A 16617-nucleotide genomic window follows, 5' to 3' on the forward strand; every position below is an offset into this window, starting at 1 on the left:
GAGCCAATTGCTGAGCCTGAGCCAATTGCTGAGCCTGAGCCAATTGCTGAGCCTGAGCCAATTGCTGAGCCTGGTGCAAATGATTCTCAATCAATATCATCATTTGATGAAGATCCACGCACCTTACTGCGTTGTACGCCTCAAGAGCTGACGGGTGAGTGGAATTCAGAAAAATGGGATTACTGGTTACAAACTGCTCGTGAAGACAACGTACTGGCACAGGACGAGCTGGCTTTAGCTCGGCAAGGTACAATGATAGGTCAATGCAATGGCAAAGCTACGTTTTTGACCAGTGTTGATAGTAAGCATTTACAAGTTACTTTTCAGCAGTTAGCTGCTAAGCTGCAGCAACAGTTCACAAGTGCAGAAATTGATTTGAAAATTGATAACAGTATTATGCAAAGTGATGACAAAACACCGGAGCGTCGCCAGCAGAAACGTTTGGAGCAAGCCAAAACGGTTGCTGAGACGAAATTGCTACACACTCCAGTAATGCAGTACTTGACTGAACGTGGTGAAGGAAAGATGGGTAAAGTACAATTATATTAAGTTTTAAAAAAAGCTGTTGTTAAAATTATTTAAAAATATAGATAGGTTTTAAACGTAGTTTTATATAAAATATCAAGGTGATATCACACTATCGCCTTGATATTTTTGTTTTTATTGCGGGTTAAATGGGCTTTCTCGAGTAAGAGAAAAATATTAAGTAACGATAATATAAATTAAAATTCGTTATAATGGGTTAAGTTATATTAAAAACTGAAATGAAGTTTAGGTGAGAATATGTTGGATAATTTACGCGGTATGGCTGTGTTCGCCAGTGTGGTCGGACATGGTTCTTTTAGTGGCTCAGCTCGTGAGCTTGGTATTACAACGAGTGCAGTCAGTCAGCAAATTCGTTCACTAGAGAATGAGCTTGGCGTTGTGCTACTACATCGCTCAACTCGTAAGCTAAGCTTGACAGAAGCTGGTGAGAGCTTTTATGAGTCTGCAAAAGATGTGGTCAGCGCGGCTGAGCAAGGTCGAATCAAAGTTAATCAATTGCGTGATGAGCTAGCAGGTAGCCTACGGGTGTCGACGACGCCTGAGCTTGGCGTAAATCATATATTGCCAGCGCTCTCTACATGGATGGCTGCACATGATGATCTGAGTGTTACTTATCTCGCTGACAATCATTATATCGATATGATTGACGAGCGTATCGACATTGCGATTCGCATGAGTCCATCGATTAATGACGCAAGCCTAAGCAGCCATCCGCTCACAGATGTGCGCCAGTTACTTGTTGCCTCACCTCAGTACTTGCGTCAGCATCCTAAGCTGAACACGCCTAAAGAACTGGCTGACCATCAATTAATCTGTATTGAAATCATGAAAGATGCCAATCAGATTGATATGATTCAGACAGAGACAAATAAAAAAACGCGTGTAAAAATGAACTCACGTATCTATACCAACAATGTCTTTATGGCGACAACCTTAGCTAAAGAAGGTCATGGTCTGGTTAGAATGATGGAAATGGACATCAAAAAAGAGCTTGAGAGCGGAGAGTTGGTAGAGGTATTGACTGGTTATCAGCTGCCAAGCTTTGTACTATATGCCGTTACTTTAAACCGCGATCAACAACCAGCTAAAATCACTCGTTGCCTAGAAGTACTGAAGAAATATTTTCATGCAAACTAAGTACCGTTTAGACTAGATATTGGTTATTTCAATAATCGGTCAGTAAAAAGCCTATGGATATCGTTATCCATAGGCTTTTTTATTACATGCTATATATTCAAGCAAGCTTTAGAATGTTGGCTTTAATAAGTTGATCAAGCGTTCAGCGACTTGTGTGCTTTCATCACGGCTCATATTGAGCGGTGGTAGCAAACGTACCACATGGCCACCTGTCACATTGATGATGAGTTTTTGCTCATCACGAGCACGATCTACCAATTGGCTACAGTCCATGTCTTCTGGCAGTGCAATACCGATCATCATACCAGCACCGCGACTGCTCACACCATACTGTCCTAATGCATTGACGAGGCTTTCTCGGATGAATAATCCTTCCGTCACCGCATTCTCCATGATGTCGCTATTTGCAAGTACATCGTATACGCTATGTACCACGCGACTGGCTAATGGCGTACCACCGTAAGTAGAGCCATGGCTCCCTGCACCAAACAAACCATTAGCACGGCCACGTACCATACAAGCACCGACTGGGAAACCGTTACCTAAGCCTTTGGCGGTCGTCAATACATCAGGGCGCGCATTGCTATGCTGATAAGCAAAATATTTACCAGTACGACCATTACCTGTTTGCACCTCATCAAGCATAAACAGCCAGTTATGAGCATCGCATTCTGCTTGTAGCTCTTCGAGATAAGTAAAGCCATTGGCCGCAGTATTAAGACCACCTTCACCTTGGATCGGCTCTACAAAAATGGCGCAGATGTCCTCATGGTCTAACGCCGCTTGCTTTACCGCTGCAATGTCGCCAAATGGCACACGGATAAAGTCGTCATCTAATGTATAAAACCCTTCGCGGGCTTTTGGGTTAGCAGTGGCCGATAGTGATAGCAATGTACGGCCGTGAAATGACTGCTCCATCACGATGACTTTTGGACGTGTAAAGCCTTGTTGCGACGCATACAGGCGTGCAAGTTTTAATGCGGCTTCATTTGCTTCAGCGCCACTATTGGCAAAAAACACACTATCCATCTGGGCTGCCGTACATAGTATCTCTCCTGCACGCTCTTGCCAGTCAATACCGAACAGGTTGCTGGTATGAACCAAGGTCGCTGCTTGCTGTTGAATAGCGTTGGTCACTTGTGGATGGCAATGTCCTAGTCCACATACCGCGATACCAGTTAAGGCATCTAAGTATGGCGTATCGTCTTTTGTATAGAGCCAACTGCCTGCACCGCGGGTAAAGCTGATAGGTTGACGATTATAAGTGGGCATTAGGTAAGTAGCAGACATGTAAAACATCCTTGGTATAATAAATTGAGTAAAGGGGTAGGTTATAGCTCGTCAGAGAAAGGTGTGGTTTCTGCAGGTAACGTGTAGTCTTCATTTGCCCAAGCACCTAAGTCAATCAGCTTACAGCGACTACTACAAAACGGCTTATATTTGTTGTCTTGCCAAGCAGTTTGAGTGCCACAACGTGGGCAAGGGTAGGTTTTGGGTGCAGTGTTGGTATTAGAGTCAGTCATAATAAAGGTGGGTGTATCCTTGATGTTATTAGTATCATTTGCGCACGATAGTTATTTATTATCATATAAATTGTGATGAATTGAGGAGTACTGGCTATCGTTATATTACTATTCAATTAGATTGGCTATATAATAGCATGGGGCAGAATAATGACAAAAGACAAATGCTTTAAGGATAGTAGATGACAGACAATATCGAGTTCACGCATCAGCAAGCGCGTGCCTTTCAACCACAACGACTCTCCGCACCGCGCGACTTTATTATTCCAATAATCATCAGTGATAATAAAGACGAAATGCCGTTAATCTTGGAGATTGGAGCAGGGAAGGGCAAGCACGCACTTAGCTTTGCCGTGCAAAATCCTGATAAGCATTTGATCGCCATTGAGCGCACACGCAATAAGTTTGATGCTTTCTCAAAGCTGGCTACACTACAAGACCTACCGAACCTAAATGCGATCCATGCAGATGCGATTGCTTGGACGGTGCATGCGCTAAAACCCAATAGTGTGGCTAAAATATTTATTCTTTATCCCAACCCTGAACAGCATAATCCCAATCAGCAATGGCTAAATATGCCCTTTTTTGAGTTTCTGTTATCTCGCTTGCAAGTAGGGGGAGAGATAATACTGGTCACCAATATTGAATCCTATATGGATAACGCAGAGCATCAAGCAGCTAAGCTCTGGTGCCTGCCAAATACTCGCTACCGAGTGCCTGTCGACAGCCAGCGTACGCATTTTGAAGTGAAGTATCTAGCGAGGCAAGAGGTATGCTGGGAGCTAAGCATCCGTAAGCCGAAATGGTATAAAACAAGGTTTGATAATTGGCAAGCTTAATGATGGATAAAAAAATAGCCTAAGCAGCTAAAAATACAACTAGAAGTATATCGTTACAATGTAATAAGAAGATTAAATATGAAATAGCCTAAACAAAAAAATCTAGATCAAAAAAAGCCGTCACTGAAGGGCGGCCAAAATTTCACACTATTGAAAACTATAAATAAGGTTTTACCAAAGTATTAGGGTTGGTATGGGCGTCAAGTACCGTTAAAAAGGTATATGCGCCAATAAATTTACGGCTAATAAACATAAATTCTTTTGGAGGAAGATTGAACTCAAAAGATTGCATCGCACGAGTAGCTTTAGCGGACAAGCGTGAATGCAGTTTACTATTGGCCCAAATATAGCGATTTTGCTCATCCAAACAATCTGTAGGGATGTCATCGTTTTTCTCAGGATCACTGAACGGCTCGGTAGCCAATAGGAACAATGAGGCAATATCAGAGCGTACTTTATCACTCATACTATCGAAGAAATCATAACCCGTCATGGCTAGAGTCATCGCCTGATGGTTATGGTGATATCCTGCCCTCAATAATCCACGAGCAATCGTAAGCAAATTACTATCAAACTGACGAATAGCACCAAAATCTAACAGAACAAGTTTATCGATATCGTCTGCATTTTCACTAACTCGAACTAAATAGTTACCAAAATTAGGGTCTGTCTGCATTTCGCCCCAAACAAAAATCTCTTGCATCATAATTTCAATGGCGGCTTGACCAATCGCACTACGGCGCTCTTTAGGCAACAGCTGTAGTGCTTCAGACACGACAGTGATACCTGGCTCGTATGACATACATAGCAGACGTTTTTTTGAGTAAGTACGATTAATTTTAGGTACGATATAACGTGAATCATTGCTTAAACGATCATAGAAGCGTTCTGTTGTTGCTGCTTCCGCTTCATAATCGACTTCATGGTGGAGTAGGTCACGTATTTCCTCAAACCAAGCATCAAGCGCGCGCGTTTGAGGAACGATATTACTTACCTTTAGTAGTCGCTTAAACAGGGCGAGATCAGAGTTGATGGCATCGGCCACCCCCGGATACTGAATCTTCAATACGACTTGTTCACCAGTTGCTAATACTGTCGCCCGATGGACTTGGGCAAGAGAAGCCGTTCCGATAGGGACAGGGTCAATATCAAGCTCATTCAGTTTTTCACCCAATAGCTGGCGCAATGTTTGCTCAATTGTCGGCCAAGTCAACGTCGCCGTATCATCATTGAGCGTTTGCAAGGCACGCGTAATCTCTGGTGGCAATATATGTTCACCATAGATGGCCAGCATTTGACCAATCTTGACAACTGAACCTTTCAACTTACCAAGCTCTGATGCCAAATAACTCGCTTGAGCTTCCATAAATGCTTGGTTACGTGCGGTCCGTGCTTCTTTATTCAAAAACATGCCAGACACACTATTACCCGCCCAACGACGACCAATATTTAAGGAGGTTTTAGCAATCGACATGCGGCGATCAAACCCTGAGGTTTTTAGACTATCGATTGATTGCTTATTGTTAGAAGGTTTAGACGTATCATTTGCCATAAATATAATCATTCATCCAGTTGGTATTGATTTGCGGGTTCGAGACCTACAATACAAGGGAGATGTGATGCACGGGTATAAAATTGTATCATATAAAGTGCATGGGTTTTATGAGCGCACACAGGCTGTTGATAGTTACTTTGTAAGTCAAAATAGTTGCGTGATATTTTGCCGATTTAATGTTGAGAGTTGTGCTCATGTCTGGTCTGTCGTTAAGCCGCCATCTCATCTTTTATGAGTATTTCATCAAAAATAGATATAAAAATGAATATCAAAAAATAAGACCTAGCATGCATGATGCTAGGTCAAATAATGTATAGCGTATCAGTCGTATTTGCTTAGTCAGATATATGGAGTGAAAAACTCACATTATCTGACAAGCGTTAATTCATTAAGCATTTTCACGAGCAATGGCATGATGCCCGATATCACGGCGATACTGCGCACCATCAAAGCTAATCGCAGCAGTGACTGCTAGTGCTGCTTGCTGAGCTTCAGAAATATTATTTGCTAAAGCAGTCACGCACAATACACGACCGCCATTAGTCACAACTTCGTTCTCATTGTCGTTCGAGAATGCCGTACCAGCATGAAATACTTTAACCGCATTATCGTTTGTAGTATCCAGCTCTGGCAAGCCAGCAATCACATCGCCTTTCGATGATGTTTCAGGATAGCCTTTCGACGCAACTACGATACCTAGGGCAGGGCGGTTGTCCCATTTGGCTTCGCTAGGCAATTGACCGTCTAGTCCTTGGGTGACCAAGTCTACCATTGATGACTGCAGGCGCATTAAGATAGGCTGCGTCTCTGGATCACCAAAGCGGCAGTTGAATTCGATAACATAAGGGTCACCTGCTTTATCAATCATCAGACCAGCATATAAAAATCCAGTATAAGGATGACCTGCCTCTTTCATCGCATCAACTACTGGCTGAATGACTTGCTCTATGACTTTGTCATGAACGTCTTTGGTCACGACTGGCGCAGGTGAATAAGCACCCATACCGCCAGTGTTAGGACCCGTATCCCCTTCAAAAGCACGTTTGTGATCTTGGCTGGTCGCCATTGGCAAGATATTGTCACCATCAATCATGCAAATGAAGCTGGCTTCTTCGCCTTGCAAGAACTGCTCGATGACTACACGACTGCCAGCATCACCGAATTTATTATCCGCTAGCATATCGTCAATCGCTTCATGCGCTTGCTCGATAGTCTCAGCAACGATGACGCCTTTACCAGCAGCAAGCCCGTCAGCTTTGATAACGATTGGCGCGCCTTGCTCATCAACATAAGCTTTGGCAGCAGTAGCGTCTATAAATCCTTGATAAGCCGCCGTTGGAATATTGTTTTGTTCCATGAACTCTTTGGCAAAGGTTTTCGAACCTTCTAATTGAGCGCAGTAGGCTGTTGGCCCCCATGCTTTGATACCAGCATCACGGCACGCATCAACGATACCAGTGACCAAAGGTGCTTCTGGCCCAACGATGACCATATCGATGTCATTACTTTGGCAAAATTCGATAACAGCGCTGTGCTCGTCGGCATCAGTAGACGTTAGGACAACGTTTTGGCATTTAGGTTCAAGGGCCGTGCCAGCATTACCAGGAGCGATATAGACATTTTTGACATTGTCATCTTTTGCACACTGCCATGCCAGCGCGTGTTCACGACCACCTGAACCAATCACCAAAATATTCATCATACCTCTTGCCCTTAGCATTAAAGTTAATAATGAGCTATTCGTACGCTCGTAGATATATCGGCATATTCTAACAAAAAAACAGTATTAATTACTATGAGTATCCGCTCGCCAGCACCTAATCTTGAATATTATGGCATTAAACATCATTGTCTCATTAGCAAAGGTTATCGACATGACGCTGATTCATGAAATGATGTTGTACGCTTTAGCTCGCGCCGCAGGTGCGTTAAACTTCACTATATTGATGGTATTAAATCCTGATGGCTACATATTCATAAAAATAAGAGTAAAAAAGGAGAAAATCTTTAGACGTCATAATAAAAGAATAAGTCGCGTGACTGGATATATTGCCATTGCATCACAAGTTACAAAGCCCCATATGCAATGACGGTAATTAATACAGATTGATAAACATAAATAGATAAACCAAACCTATAAAAAGGACGAAGGACAATGCCAAACTCCCTCAGTATCGCAAAAGAGCGCATTAGCCAGATAAGCGATATTGCTACCAGTTATGTACAAAAAGACAAATCGCTATTTGATCATTTTATCCATAGCTACTATGAGCCGCTGCATCAAGAAACTGCAGAGGCGATTAGTAATGCTGACTTGGCGGGCATGGCGCTACATCACTTTACATTGCTCAAAGCCTACGATTGCAGCAAACCACAACTGGCAGTATTGAATCCCTTAGCAGAAGAGCAGCACTTTCATAGCTCACACACGGTCATTCAGATCGTGGCATATGATAGACCATTTTTAGTCGATACGATCTTGATGAGCCTTGAAGCTGAAGGTATCGATGTGCATCGTACTTACAATATCATCGTGAGTGTTAAACGCGATGAGGACGGCCAGATTACTTATGTTGAAGGCGCACATGAAAGTGCCACTTCTCATATGTCGTTGATTCATTGTGAAATCGCTTATCAAGATAATGAAAACTTGGCTGCATTACAACAACTGCTCATGTCTAAAATTGACACGCTTGATACCGTCGTTGGTGACTGGAAACAAATGCGTGCGCAGTTAAATGACATTAAGGCTGAGCTGTCTAACAAACCACTGCCAGAAGTGTTCTACTCACAACAAGAAATCCAAGCATTTTTAGATTGGATATTAGACGATCACTTTATCTTCTTAGGTTATCGCGAGTACCGCTTAGAAGGCGGTCATGAAATCGAAGTCACCGAACCTACTAATTTAGATTTATTTGCCATTGGTAATAGCGGTCTTGGTCTATTGCGCGGTTCAGAAGAAGACAAGCTGTCAGAAAGCTTCAATCAACTGCCTAAAGGGCTAAAACAATTATTGACTGAGCCGCGCGTGTTGATGCTATCTAAATCAAGCCGCGTGTCTCCGATACATCGCTCGGTATATATGGACTTTTTGGGCATCCATAAGTTCGATGATAATGGTAAATTGATCGGTGAATATCGCTTTATCGGCTTGCTGACATCACAAGCGTATCAGCTTACCGTACAGCAAATACCGCTATTACGCGAAAAGGCCAACAAGATTATGGCTATGGCAGAATTGCCACGTGATGGTCATGCCCATCATAAATTGATGCATGTGATTAATACATTGCCACGTGATGATCTGTTCCAAGCCAGCGTCGAAGAGCTGTACCCAATTGTCTCAGGTATTAGCCAATTACAAGACAAAAAGAGCTTACGCTTATTTAGCCGTATCGACCATTACCAGCGTTTTGTGTCGTGCTTAGTTTATATTCCACGTGATAAGTTCAACACTGAGCTACGCATCAAAGTACAAAACGTTCTAAAAGATGCTTACAACGGTATGTCTTCAGGCTTTACCACTGAATTCAATGAATCTGCGCACGCCCGCGTTCATGTCCATGTGCGCACAGTGCCAGGTCAGGTGAATGACGTCAATATCGCGACACTTGAAGCCAAGTTGTCAGCACTTATGCAATCATGGGATGATAACTATCAAAAAATGCTGCTTGATAATGTGGGTGAGCAACAAGCCAACGCCTTAAATCGTCGCTTTTTAGACTATATTCCTGCTGCGTATCAAGAGCGTTTTGATGCACGTACCGCAGTCGAAGATACGAAGCGTCTGGCTGGATTGACCGCAGAAAATCCAATGCTTTGGCATTTATACCAGTCGACAGGCGATGCACGTAACCAACTTCACCTAAAGCTATACGGTCGCGAGCAGCCTGTTATCTTATCAAAAGTGCTACCAATACTTGAAAACTTTGGTGTATCGGTTATCTCAGCACAAACTTATGAGTTTGATTTGCCAGAGCAGCCTATCTGGATGCAAGAGTACGAATTGACGCTAGAGCATGTCGATACGGTCAATATGCAAGTCGTGCGTGGTCAGTTCGAAGACAGCCTTAAGCAGATCTGGGCAGGCCGTGTTGAGAGTGATTCGTTCAATGAATTGGTACTAACGACCAAGCTCGATACTTACGATGTCGTCGTATTGCGTGCATTGTCTCGCTATATGCTGCAAGCCCGTGCGCCATTCTCTAGTGCTTATATTCAGCAAACTGTGGTCAAGAACAGTGATATCAGTGTGGCATTGGGCAGCTTGTTTGATGCGCGCATGAATCCTAAGTATAGCGAAGAAGAGCGCCAAGAAAAGGCTGCTACTATTCAAGAGCAAATCACTGCTGCATTAGCAGATGTTGATAGCCTAGATGAAGATCGTATCTTGCGCTGGTACTTAGATTTGATTAATGCGATGGTACGTACCAACTTCTATCAAGTGGATAGCGACGGTCAGCGTAAAGATCGTTTGTCGTTTAAGTTCTTGGCAGCAGACATTCCAAACTTGCCTAAACCAAAGCCAATGTTTGAAATATTTGTGTATTCACCCCGCGTTGAAGCGGTGCATCTACGTGGTGGTAAAGTCGCCCGTGGTGGTCTGCGCTGGTCAGACCGTATGGAAGATTTCCGTACTGAAGTACTTGGCCTTGTCAAAGCACAGATGGTCAAAAACGCAGTAATCGTTCCTGTTGGCTCTAAAGGCGGCTTTATTGTCAAAACCAAAAGCATGGCTGATGGTCGAGAAGCGTTCCAAGCAGAAGGCATTGCCTGCTACCAAACGTTCTTACGCGGTATGCTTGATGTCACAGACAACATTGTCGATGGCAATATTGTCCCGCCAGCCAACACAGTACGTCATGATGAAGATGATCCGTACTTGGTTGTCGCAGCAGATAAAGGCACAGCGACTTTCTCTGATATCGCCAACGCGCTAGCAGCAGAGTACAACTTCTGGCTGGATGATGCCTTTGCCTCAGGTGGTTCAGTAGGGTATGACCATAAAGCAATGGGTATCACGGCGCGCGGTGGCTGGGAATCGGTCAAACGTCACTTCCGCATGCGCGGTATGGACATTCAAAACCGTGATGACTTCACCGTTGTTGGTATTGGTGACATGAGTGGTGATGTATTTGGTAATGGTATGCTGCTCTCAACGCATACTAAGCTCGTTGCTGCCTTTAACCATTTGCATATTTTTATTGATCCTAATCCAGATACGGCGGCCTCATACGCTGAGCGTGCACGCTTATTTGAACTGCCACGCTCCTCATGGGCAGATTATGAAGCGTCATTGATCAGTCAAGGTGGTGGTATATTCTCACGCCAAGACAAAACCATCGCTATCAGTCCTGAGATGAAATCGCTCTTTGATATCAGTGCAGACAGCCTTGCACCGAATGATTTGATTAGCGCATTGCTACGTGCGCCTGTCGATCTCATCTGGAATGGTGGTATCGGTACTTATGTCAAAAGTGCGAACGAGACTCATGCCGATGTTGGCGATCGTGCGAATGATTCGTTACGTATCGATGGTAATGAGTTACGTGCAGCCGTCGTTGGTGAAGGTGGTAACTTAGGTCTAACCCAGCAAGGTCGTATCGAATATGCTCAAACGGGCGGACGCATATATACAGATGCCATCGATAACTCAGGCGGTGTAAACTGCTCGGATCATGAAGTCAATATCAAAATCTTACTTGGCAAAGTGGTCGAGCAAGGCGACATGACGCTGAAGCAGCGTAATGAATTGCTTGAGAGTATGACTGACACCGTAGCAGAATTGGTACTACGTCAAAACTACTTGCAACCACAAGCCATTGAGCTGAGCCATATTCGCGCCGCAGCCAATCTAAGTGATCATCAGCGCTTCATCCAAATGTTAGAGAGTGAAGGGCGCCTGGATCGTGCGATTGAGTATCTACCATCAGACGAAGAAATTGCGAAGCGTCAAAAAGCAGATACCGGTCTAACCAACCCTGAGCTCGCAGTCGTCTTGGCTTATGGCAAAATGTGGGTCTATGACAATCTGTTATCATCTGATTTACCAGATGATCCGTACTTCATTAACGAGCTACGTAAATACTTCCCAGATGAGCTTGCGTCACGCTTCTTTGACGAGATGACTGAGCACCGCTTGCATCGTGAAATTATCAGCACTTACTTGACCAACAGTGTGGTCAACCGCTTAGGTATTGAAGCGCTATTCCGTCTCTTTGAGGAAACCGACCAATCACTAGCGACTATCGTACGTGGTTATGCGATTAGCCGTGATGTATTCAACGTATCACGCGCTTGGCAAGCATTGGAAGCATTAGATAATCAGGTTGAAGCAACACTACTGCTGAATCTTGAGCTACGTTTACGTGATGCGCTTGAGCGCGGTGTGGTCTGGTTCATCAACGCCTTCGGTCAAAACTTGCAAGTTGCTGATATGATTAGCCGCTTTAGTGAAAGTGTTGAAAAGCTGACTAAGCCAAGTGGTTTTATCGAGCAGCAGTTTGCACAGTATCTGCAAGAAGACACCGAGCGTTTGATGCAAAAAGATCTGTCTGACAACGATGCTACTTTATTTGCAATGCTACCGTACCATGTCGATGCGCTGGATGCTGCATTGCTGGCTGAGCAGTATGAGCGTCCTGTTGATGAGATTGCAACCCTATACTTTGAAGCCTATCAAGTGTTGCAGTTAGATTGGATGATGGACAATATTGCCAACTTACCGCAGCAAGATTACTGGGATCGCCGTGCACGCCATGCGTTAGTGAACGAGTTGTCACGCAGCTTGCGCCTACTAATGGATGCGGTACTGTCTAAACCAGATGCCAAACAAGCATTTAGTGAATGGAGAGCAAGACACGTCGATCAGCTGGCAGCAGTCACGACAGAGATGAATAAGTTAGATGAGCTGCATAGCAACGATGAAGAAGGTCAAATTGGTCTGTCAACGTTGTCAGTATTGATGAGTGAGCTGAGTGGTTTAGTCACTAAATAATTAGTTACTCAGTAAGAAATAAATATCTGTATGTTCAAAAAAACCACCGTTCTTGATGTTCGGTGGTTTTTTATTGTCTAAGCAAAATCGTTTAATCGAAAGTAGAGTAGAGAGTAGCAAACTGACTAGCTTAAATTATGATGCTTTTTCACTGACAACTTTGTGACATCCTTGACCACTAATTCGGCTAAATCCGCCCGAGAGCTTTTCGACCTTAATTTGGGTTAAGATACGATCTTTTAGCGCCTGTACATGGGATATCACTCCGATTAATTTGCCTTCTTGCTGCAAATTGGTCAGCGTATCAAGCGCAATATCCAAAGACTCTTCATCCAAGGTACCAAAACCTTCATCCAAAAATAGCGAGTCTACGCGAATATTTTGGCTGGCCATTTGTGATAGCCCCAATGCCAGAGCAAGGCTAATAATAAACCCTTCACCACCTGAGAGGTTTTTGGTGCTGCGTATCTCGCCGCCTTGATAATTGTCAATGACGTTCAACTCAAGCGGACTGTCATCATCACGTGCCAATAAATAGCGATCACTCATTTTTTGCAGTTGCGTATTAGCGTGAGTGATCATCAGATCAAAGGTCAGACCTTGGGCGAAGGTGCGGTACTTTTTGCCATCAGCTGAGCCAATCAGCTTGTGCAGTTGCTGCCACACTTGTAGCTTGTCTTTTTGAGTATTGATGGCATCAATCTGCGCTTGCTGAGTGTGTTTTTTCTCCTTATTGTCTCGTAGCTGTTGGCTGATGGCACCAATCGCCTCAACGCGTGCATTAGAGTCCTCTTGAGCTTGCTGTTGCTGCTGGACAAGTGTCTCTCTATCGTCTGTTGTCGGCGGTGCTGACTGCAAGTTGTTAAGCTCACTCTCAAGGCTCGCCACCGCCGATTGTGCCTGCTGTAGGGTATTATCAATACGACTCTGTATTGTTTTTAGACGACTGCGCTCATCAAATGGCAGGCGCGCTGCCAAAAATGCCGCCTCATCAGAAAAATCAGAACCCGCCAGCGCATCTTGAAAGGTGTTCTGTTGTATCTCTAAAGTCTGCGCGGCGTCTTTGATACGCTCGGCTAAGGTCTCTTGCTGCTGGATGAGCTGTTGCAAATTATACGTCTCGTTATCCAGCTGTCTTTGAGCCGTAGCATGATCGGTTTTTGCTTGTTCTAAAGTGTCTCTAAGCGATTGTTCAGCGGCGTCAAGGTCGGTCGCGGCAAAGAGTTGAGCGCGTGCGCTTTGTAGCTGAGTTAAGGCGTCTTTTTGCTTATCCAGCGTTTGTATCAATTGACGAATCTTGGCAATGTCTTTATCCAGATTCTTTTCTTGGCTTTGTATTTGCGTCTTTATAGACGCAAGGTCAGTCTGTAGTGCTTGCTGCTGGTCTTTATCTTCAGTAAAGGTACCCTTTAGTTGTAACAGTGCGCGGCGCTGCTCACGTAGCGCTTCAAGATGATGGTCGTATTCTGCATTGCTCAGCACGGATTGCTGCTCAATGCTGTCCGCGAGCGGCTGTAAGTACTCGGGTGCACGCTGTAGGGTGCTAAGCGCCTCTGTCGGATAATTGCTGGCAGCATACGTGGCGATACACTGTAAAATGCCAGTGATGAGTGTTTTTAGCTCGACAAAATTTGCGGCAAGCTGTCCATGAATCGTGCTTATCGTATTTTCACTGATGGTAATCTTAGATTTTTGCTCAGAGATGTCACTTGCCAGCGTTTGCTGATCTTGTGCTGCGGCCTCTAATGTCTCACGCACACGCGCTAACTCTTCGGCGTAGCTGTCATAGCGTTCTAAAGTATCTGTGATGTCTGCTCTATACTGATTTAACTTATCTATACTGTCAGTAAGCGCTGACTCGAGGTCATCATCACTACCTAGCGCCAATAACGGTTTTAGCAATGTGGTGATCATACTGTCGGCAGTGTCTTTATTCTCCATCTGCTGGCTGACAACATGCAGCAGTTCCGTGATGGCGGTATCGTGCTGCTGTATTCGCGTCGTGAGTTCGGTATGCTGACTGTTTTTACTCTCAAGCGTACTTCGTTTGCTTGCCTGCTCAATTTGTTGGGCCGTGATGCTGTCATTCAGCTCGGCAATGACTTTATCCAACGTGCGAATAGACTCCGCCAGCTCGGCACTGTCGCTATCGGGCACAAGGTGTGGATGCTGCTCGCTATATGGATGCTCCAGCGCACCGCACAGCGGGCAGGGGTGACCCTCTTGCAGATTAGCAATATGACTCTCTAGCGCGGCGACTTTTTGTTGTAGTTGCAGCTGATTTGCTTTGTCTTGGCGTTTTTCTTGCGTATTTTGAAGCGTGGCTTTTTTGCTGATCAAAATATCATCATAGCCACTAATCTCACTACTCAACTGCTCGATGCGACGTGCAATCTGCGTGATTTGCACGTTCAAGACACGGCGCTGCTGGTCATGAAAGCCTAGCTTTTCAAGCTGCTGACTGGTGCTGTCTATCTGTGTTTGCACCGCACGCATCTGCGTGATCGACTGAGTTTGCATGAGATCACTTTGAGCGGTTTGCAGTGCGGTTAATCGCTCTTGGGCTGCTTTATTTTTATCATCATGTGCTTGTTGGCGCTGCTGTTGTGCTGCCAGTGCGATTTTGTCTTCTTCTAATTCACGTGTTTTGCGCATCTGGTCTTGCGAAAGCGCTGCATTTTGCTGTATTACATCTTTTAGACGGCGGCAATCGCTGTCAAAGTTAGCAATGTCGCCATCTAATTGCACCAAATGCGCGGTACTCGCTAGCTGCTTAGTGAGCTTATCTAAATTGGCTTGCTTGCTGCTGCGGTATTGCAGTTTTTCGTCTAATGCAGTCTTTGCATCAGTAATTTCTGTCGTCAGGGTGTCATGGTGACGTTGCATCTCACGCAAGATATGGTCTTGCTGGGCAATATCAATATCCAAGTCTCGGGCTTTTTTAATAGTGGGTAGCGCGGTTTGTAAGGCATCGTCGGCGATGTGTACGTTAGTAATGGCCTTGTCAAGATATCCCTTAGCTTGCTCTACCGCAGTCTGTTGTTTTGGTAATAGCTCATCTAGCTGCTTTGCGTCAGTTTGCATTTGCTGGTGCTGCGTACGCGCATTCGTCAGGTTGATAAACTGACTGTCAATCTCCAATGCCTGACTGGCCGCTGTCAGACGCTTGGCATCGGGGATAAAGTCTTGCTCAGCTTTTTGTGCTTGCTCAAGATCGTGTTGATAAACACACATTTTTTCTTTGGATGCTGTGACACTATCGAGCCACTGTATCTTTTTGGCCAAATCTTCAATGCTTTGTTGCTGCGTGCGGTGACTGTCTTGATGAGATTGCAGCTCATGCTGTAACTGATTTTCTTCATCGACATCTAACAGCGCTAAGCCGTCTAGGCCGTATTGCAATTTGCTGAGTATTTCTTTTTCAATACGATGTTTTTCGTGAACACCTAAAGATATAGTGCCATAAATACTCGTACCTGTTATTTTTTCTAAAATAGCACCTCTCTTGTCAGAATCTGATTTTAAAAAGGCAGCAAAGCTTCCTTGAGCGAGCATGATAGAACGAGTAAATTGATCAAAATCCATACCTAGTAAATTTTGTATGTAAGGAGCAGTTTTACTCTTCCCATCTTCTAGGATTTTGCCTGTGTCAACATCACTGATCTCATGTTTGATAGGCAACAAGTTACCTTTTGCCTTTTTATGGGCACGATGTTGATACCATGAACATCTATATTTTTTCGAATTAACCTCAATCACGACTTCTGCAAAACACTCTCCAGTGCCTTGAGTCATTATTTCATTATAAGCCCCTGTTATTTTACCCAGTCTTGGCGTATAGCTATATAACGCTAAGCAGATGGCATCCAAAATGGTGGTCTTGCCAGCGCCAGTCTGTCCTGTGATGGCAAAAATACCCTCGTCGATAAAGGCGCTATCAGCAAAGTTAATATGCCACTCGCCTTTAAGGGAGTTGAGGTTTTTGAGTCGAAGTTCGATTAGGCGCATGAGTCAGTC

Annotated in this window: 9 protein-coding genes and 1 pseudogene; 5 read left to right on the forward strand and 5 right to left on the reverse strand. The window is 44.3% G+C overall.

Features of this window, described 5'->3' with window-relative positions:
- Together I3255_RS07465 and I3255_RS07470 are read left to right on the forward strand one after the other, a co-directional pair.
- A pseudogene (locus tag I3255_RS07465) lies at positions 1-549 on the forward strand (DNA polymerase III subunit gamma/tau); the annotation flags it as partial.
- Positions 550-783: 234 nt separating this feature from the next.
- Entirely contained in the window at positions 784-1683 is a 900-nt protein-coding gene (locus I3255_RS07470) for a LysR family transcriptional regulator (RefSeq protein WP_238038263.1), read from the forward strand.
- A gap of 108 nt (positions 1684-1791) precedes the next feature.
- Here I3255_RS07470 and I3255_RS07475 read toward each other — a convergent pair whose 3' ends face one another.
- The gene (locus I3255_RS07475; RefSeq protein ID WP_238038264.1) at positions 1792-2973 is read right to left on the reverse strand and encodes an aspartate aminotransferase family protein; all 1182 of its coding nucleotides are present in this window, start codon (positions 2971-2973) and stop codon (positions 1792-1794) included.
- A 41-nt stretch (positions 2974-3014) separates the two neighbouring features.
- Positions 3015-3206: a DNA gyrase inhibitor YacG gene (locus tag I3255_RS07480; RefSeq protein ID WP_238038265.1), complete on the reverse strand. Its 192-nt coding sequence runs from the start codon at positions 3204-3206 to the stop codon at positions 3015-3017.
- A gap of 182 nt (positions 3207-3388) precedes the next feature.
- Here I3255_RS07480 and I3255_RS07485 point away from each other — a divergent pair, with 182 nt between their 5' ends.
- Positions 3389-4045 (forward strand): DUF938 domain-containing protein, encoded by a 657-nt coding sequence (locus I3255_RS07485; protein ID WP_238038266.1) that lies wholly within the window; start codon positions 3389-3391, stop codon positions 4043-4045.
- Between the two features lie 157 nt (positions 4046-4202).
- Here the strand turns inward: I3255_RS07485 and I3255_RS07490 are convergent, their stop codons facing one another.
- Both I3255_RS07490 and purD read right to left on the reverse strand, forming a co-directional pair.
- A complete protein-coding gene (locus I3255_RS07490) occupies positions 4203-5597 on the reverse strand; it encodes an AarF/ABC1/UbiB kinase family protein (RefSeq protein ID WP_238038267.1) in 1395 nt (464 codons plus the stop codon).
- A 391-nt stretch (positions 5598-5988) separates the two neighbouring features.
- Positions 5989-7299, reverse strand: coding sequence for a phosphoribosylamine--glycine ligase (purD, locus tag I3255_RS07495; protein ID WP_238038419.1), 1311 nt, complete (start codon positions 7297-7299; stop codon positions 5989-5991).
- Positions 7300-7474: 175 nt separating this feature from the next.
- Here purD and I3255_RS07500 point away from each other — a divergent pair, with 175 nt between their 5' ends.
- Together I3255_RS07500 and I3255_RS07505 are read left to right on the forward strand one after the other, a co-directional pair.
- A complete protein-coding gene (locus tag I3255_RS07500) occupies positions 7475-7690 on the forward strand; it encodes a hypothetical protein (protein ID WP_238038268.1) in 216 nt (71 codons plus the stop codon).
- Positions 7691-7755: 65 nt separating this feature from the next.
- The gene (locus tag I3255_RS07505) at positions 7756-12600 is read left to right on the forward strand and encodes an NAD-glutamate dehydrogenase (RefSeq protein WP_238038269.1); all 4845 of its coding nucleotides are present in this window, start codon (positions 7756-7758) and stop codon (positions 12598-12600) included.
- 135 nt (positions 12601-12735) lie between these two features.
- On the opposite strand, the gene I3255_RS07510 is transcribed toward I3255_RS07505, so the two are convergent.
- The gene (locus tag I3255_RS07510) at positions 12736-16608 is read right to left on the reverse strand and encodes an AAA family ATPase (RefSeq protein WP_238038270.1); all 3873 of its coding nucleotides are present in this window, start codon (positions 16606-16608) and stop codon (positions 12736-12738) included.
- Positions 16609-16617: the final 9 nt, after the last annotated feature.

It is taken from the genome of Psychrobacter sp. Ps6 (genome assembly GCF_022129235.1).
Classification (GTDB): domain Bacteria; phylum Pseudomonadota; class Gammaproteobacteria; order Pseudomonadales; family Moraxellaceae; genus Psychrobacter.

Bases quoted from the DNA above. Each gene is read 5' to 3' on its own strand.
- I3255_RS07490 (WP_238038267.1), bottom strand. From the start codon at position 5,597: ATGGCAAATGATACGTCTAAACCTTCTAACAATAAGCAATCAATCGAT.
- I3255_RS07500 (WP_238038268.1), top strand. From the start codon at position 7,475: ATGACGCTGATTCATGAAATGATGTTGTACGCTTTAGCTCGCGCCGCA.
- I3255_RS07475 (WP_238038264.1), bottom strand. From the start codon at position 2,973: ATGTCTGCTACTTACCTAATGCCCACTTATAATCGTCAACCTATCAGC.
- I3255_RS07485 (WP_238038266.1), top strand. From the start codon at position 3,389: ATGACAGACAATATCGAGTTCACGCATCAGCAAGCGCGTGCCTTTCAA.
- purD (WP_238038419.1), bottom strand. From the start codon at position 7,299: ATGAATATTTTGGTGATTGGTTCAGGTGGTCGTGAACACGCGCTGGCA.
- I3255_RS07510 (WP_238038270.1), bottom strand. From the start codon at position 16,608: ATGCGCCTAATCGAACTTCGACTCAAAAACCTCAACTCCCTTAAAGGC.
- I3255_RS07470 (WP_238038263.1), top strand. From the start codon at position 784: ATGTTGGATAATTTACGCGGTATGGCTGTGTTCGCCAGTGTGGTCGGA.
- I3255_RS07480 (WP_238038265.1), bottom strand. From the start codon at position 3,206: ATGACTGACTCTAATACCAACACTGCACCCAAAACCTACCCTTGCCCA.
- I3255_RS07505 (WP_238038269.1), top strand. From the start codon at position 7,756: ATGCCAAACTCCCTCAGTATCGCAAAAGAGCGCATTAGCCAGATAAGC.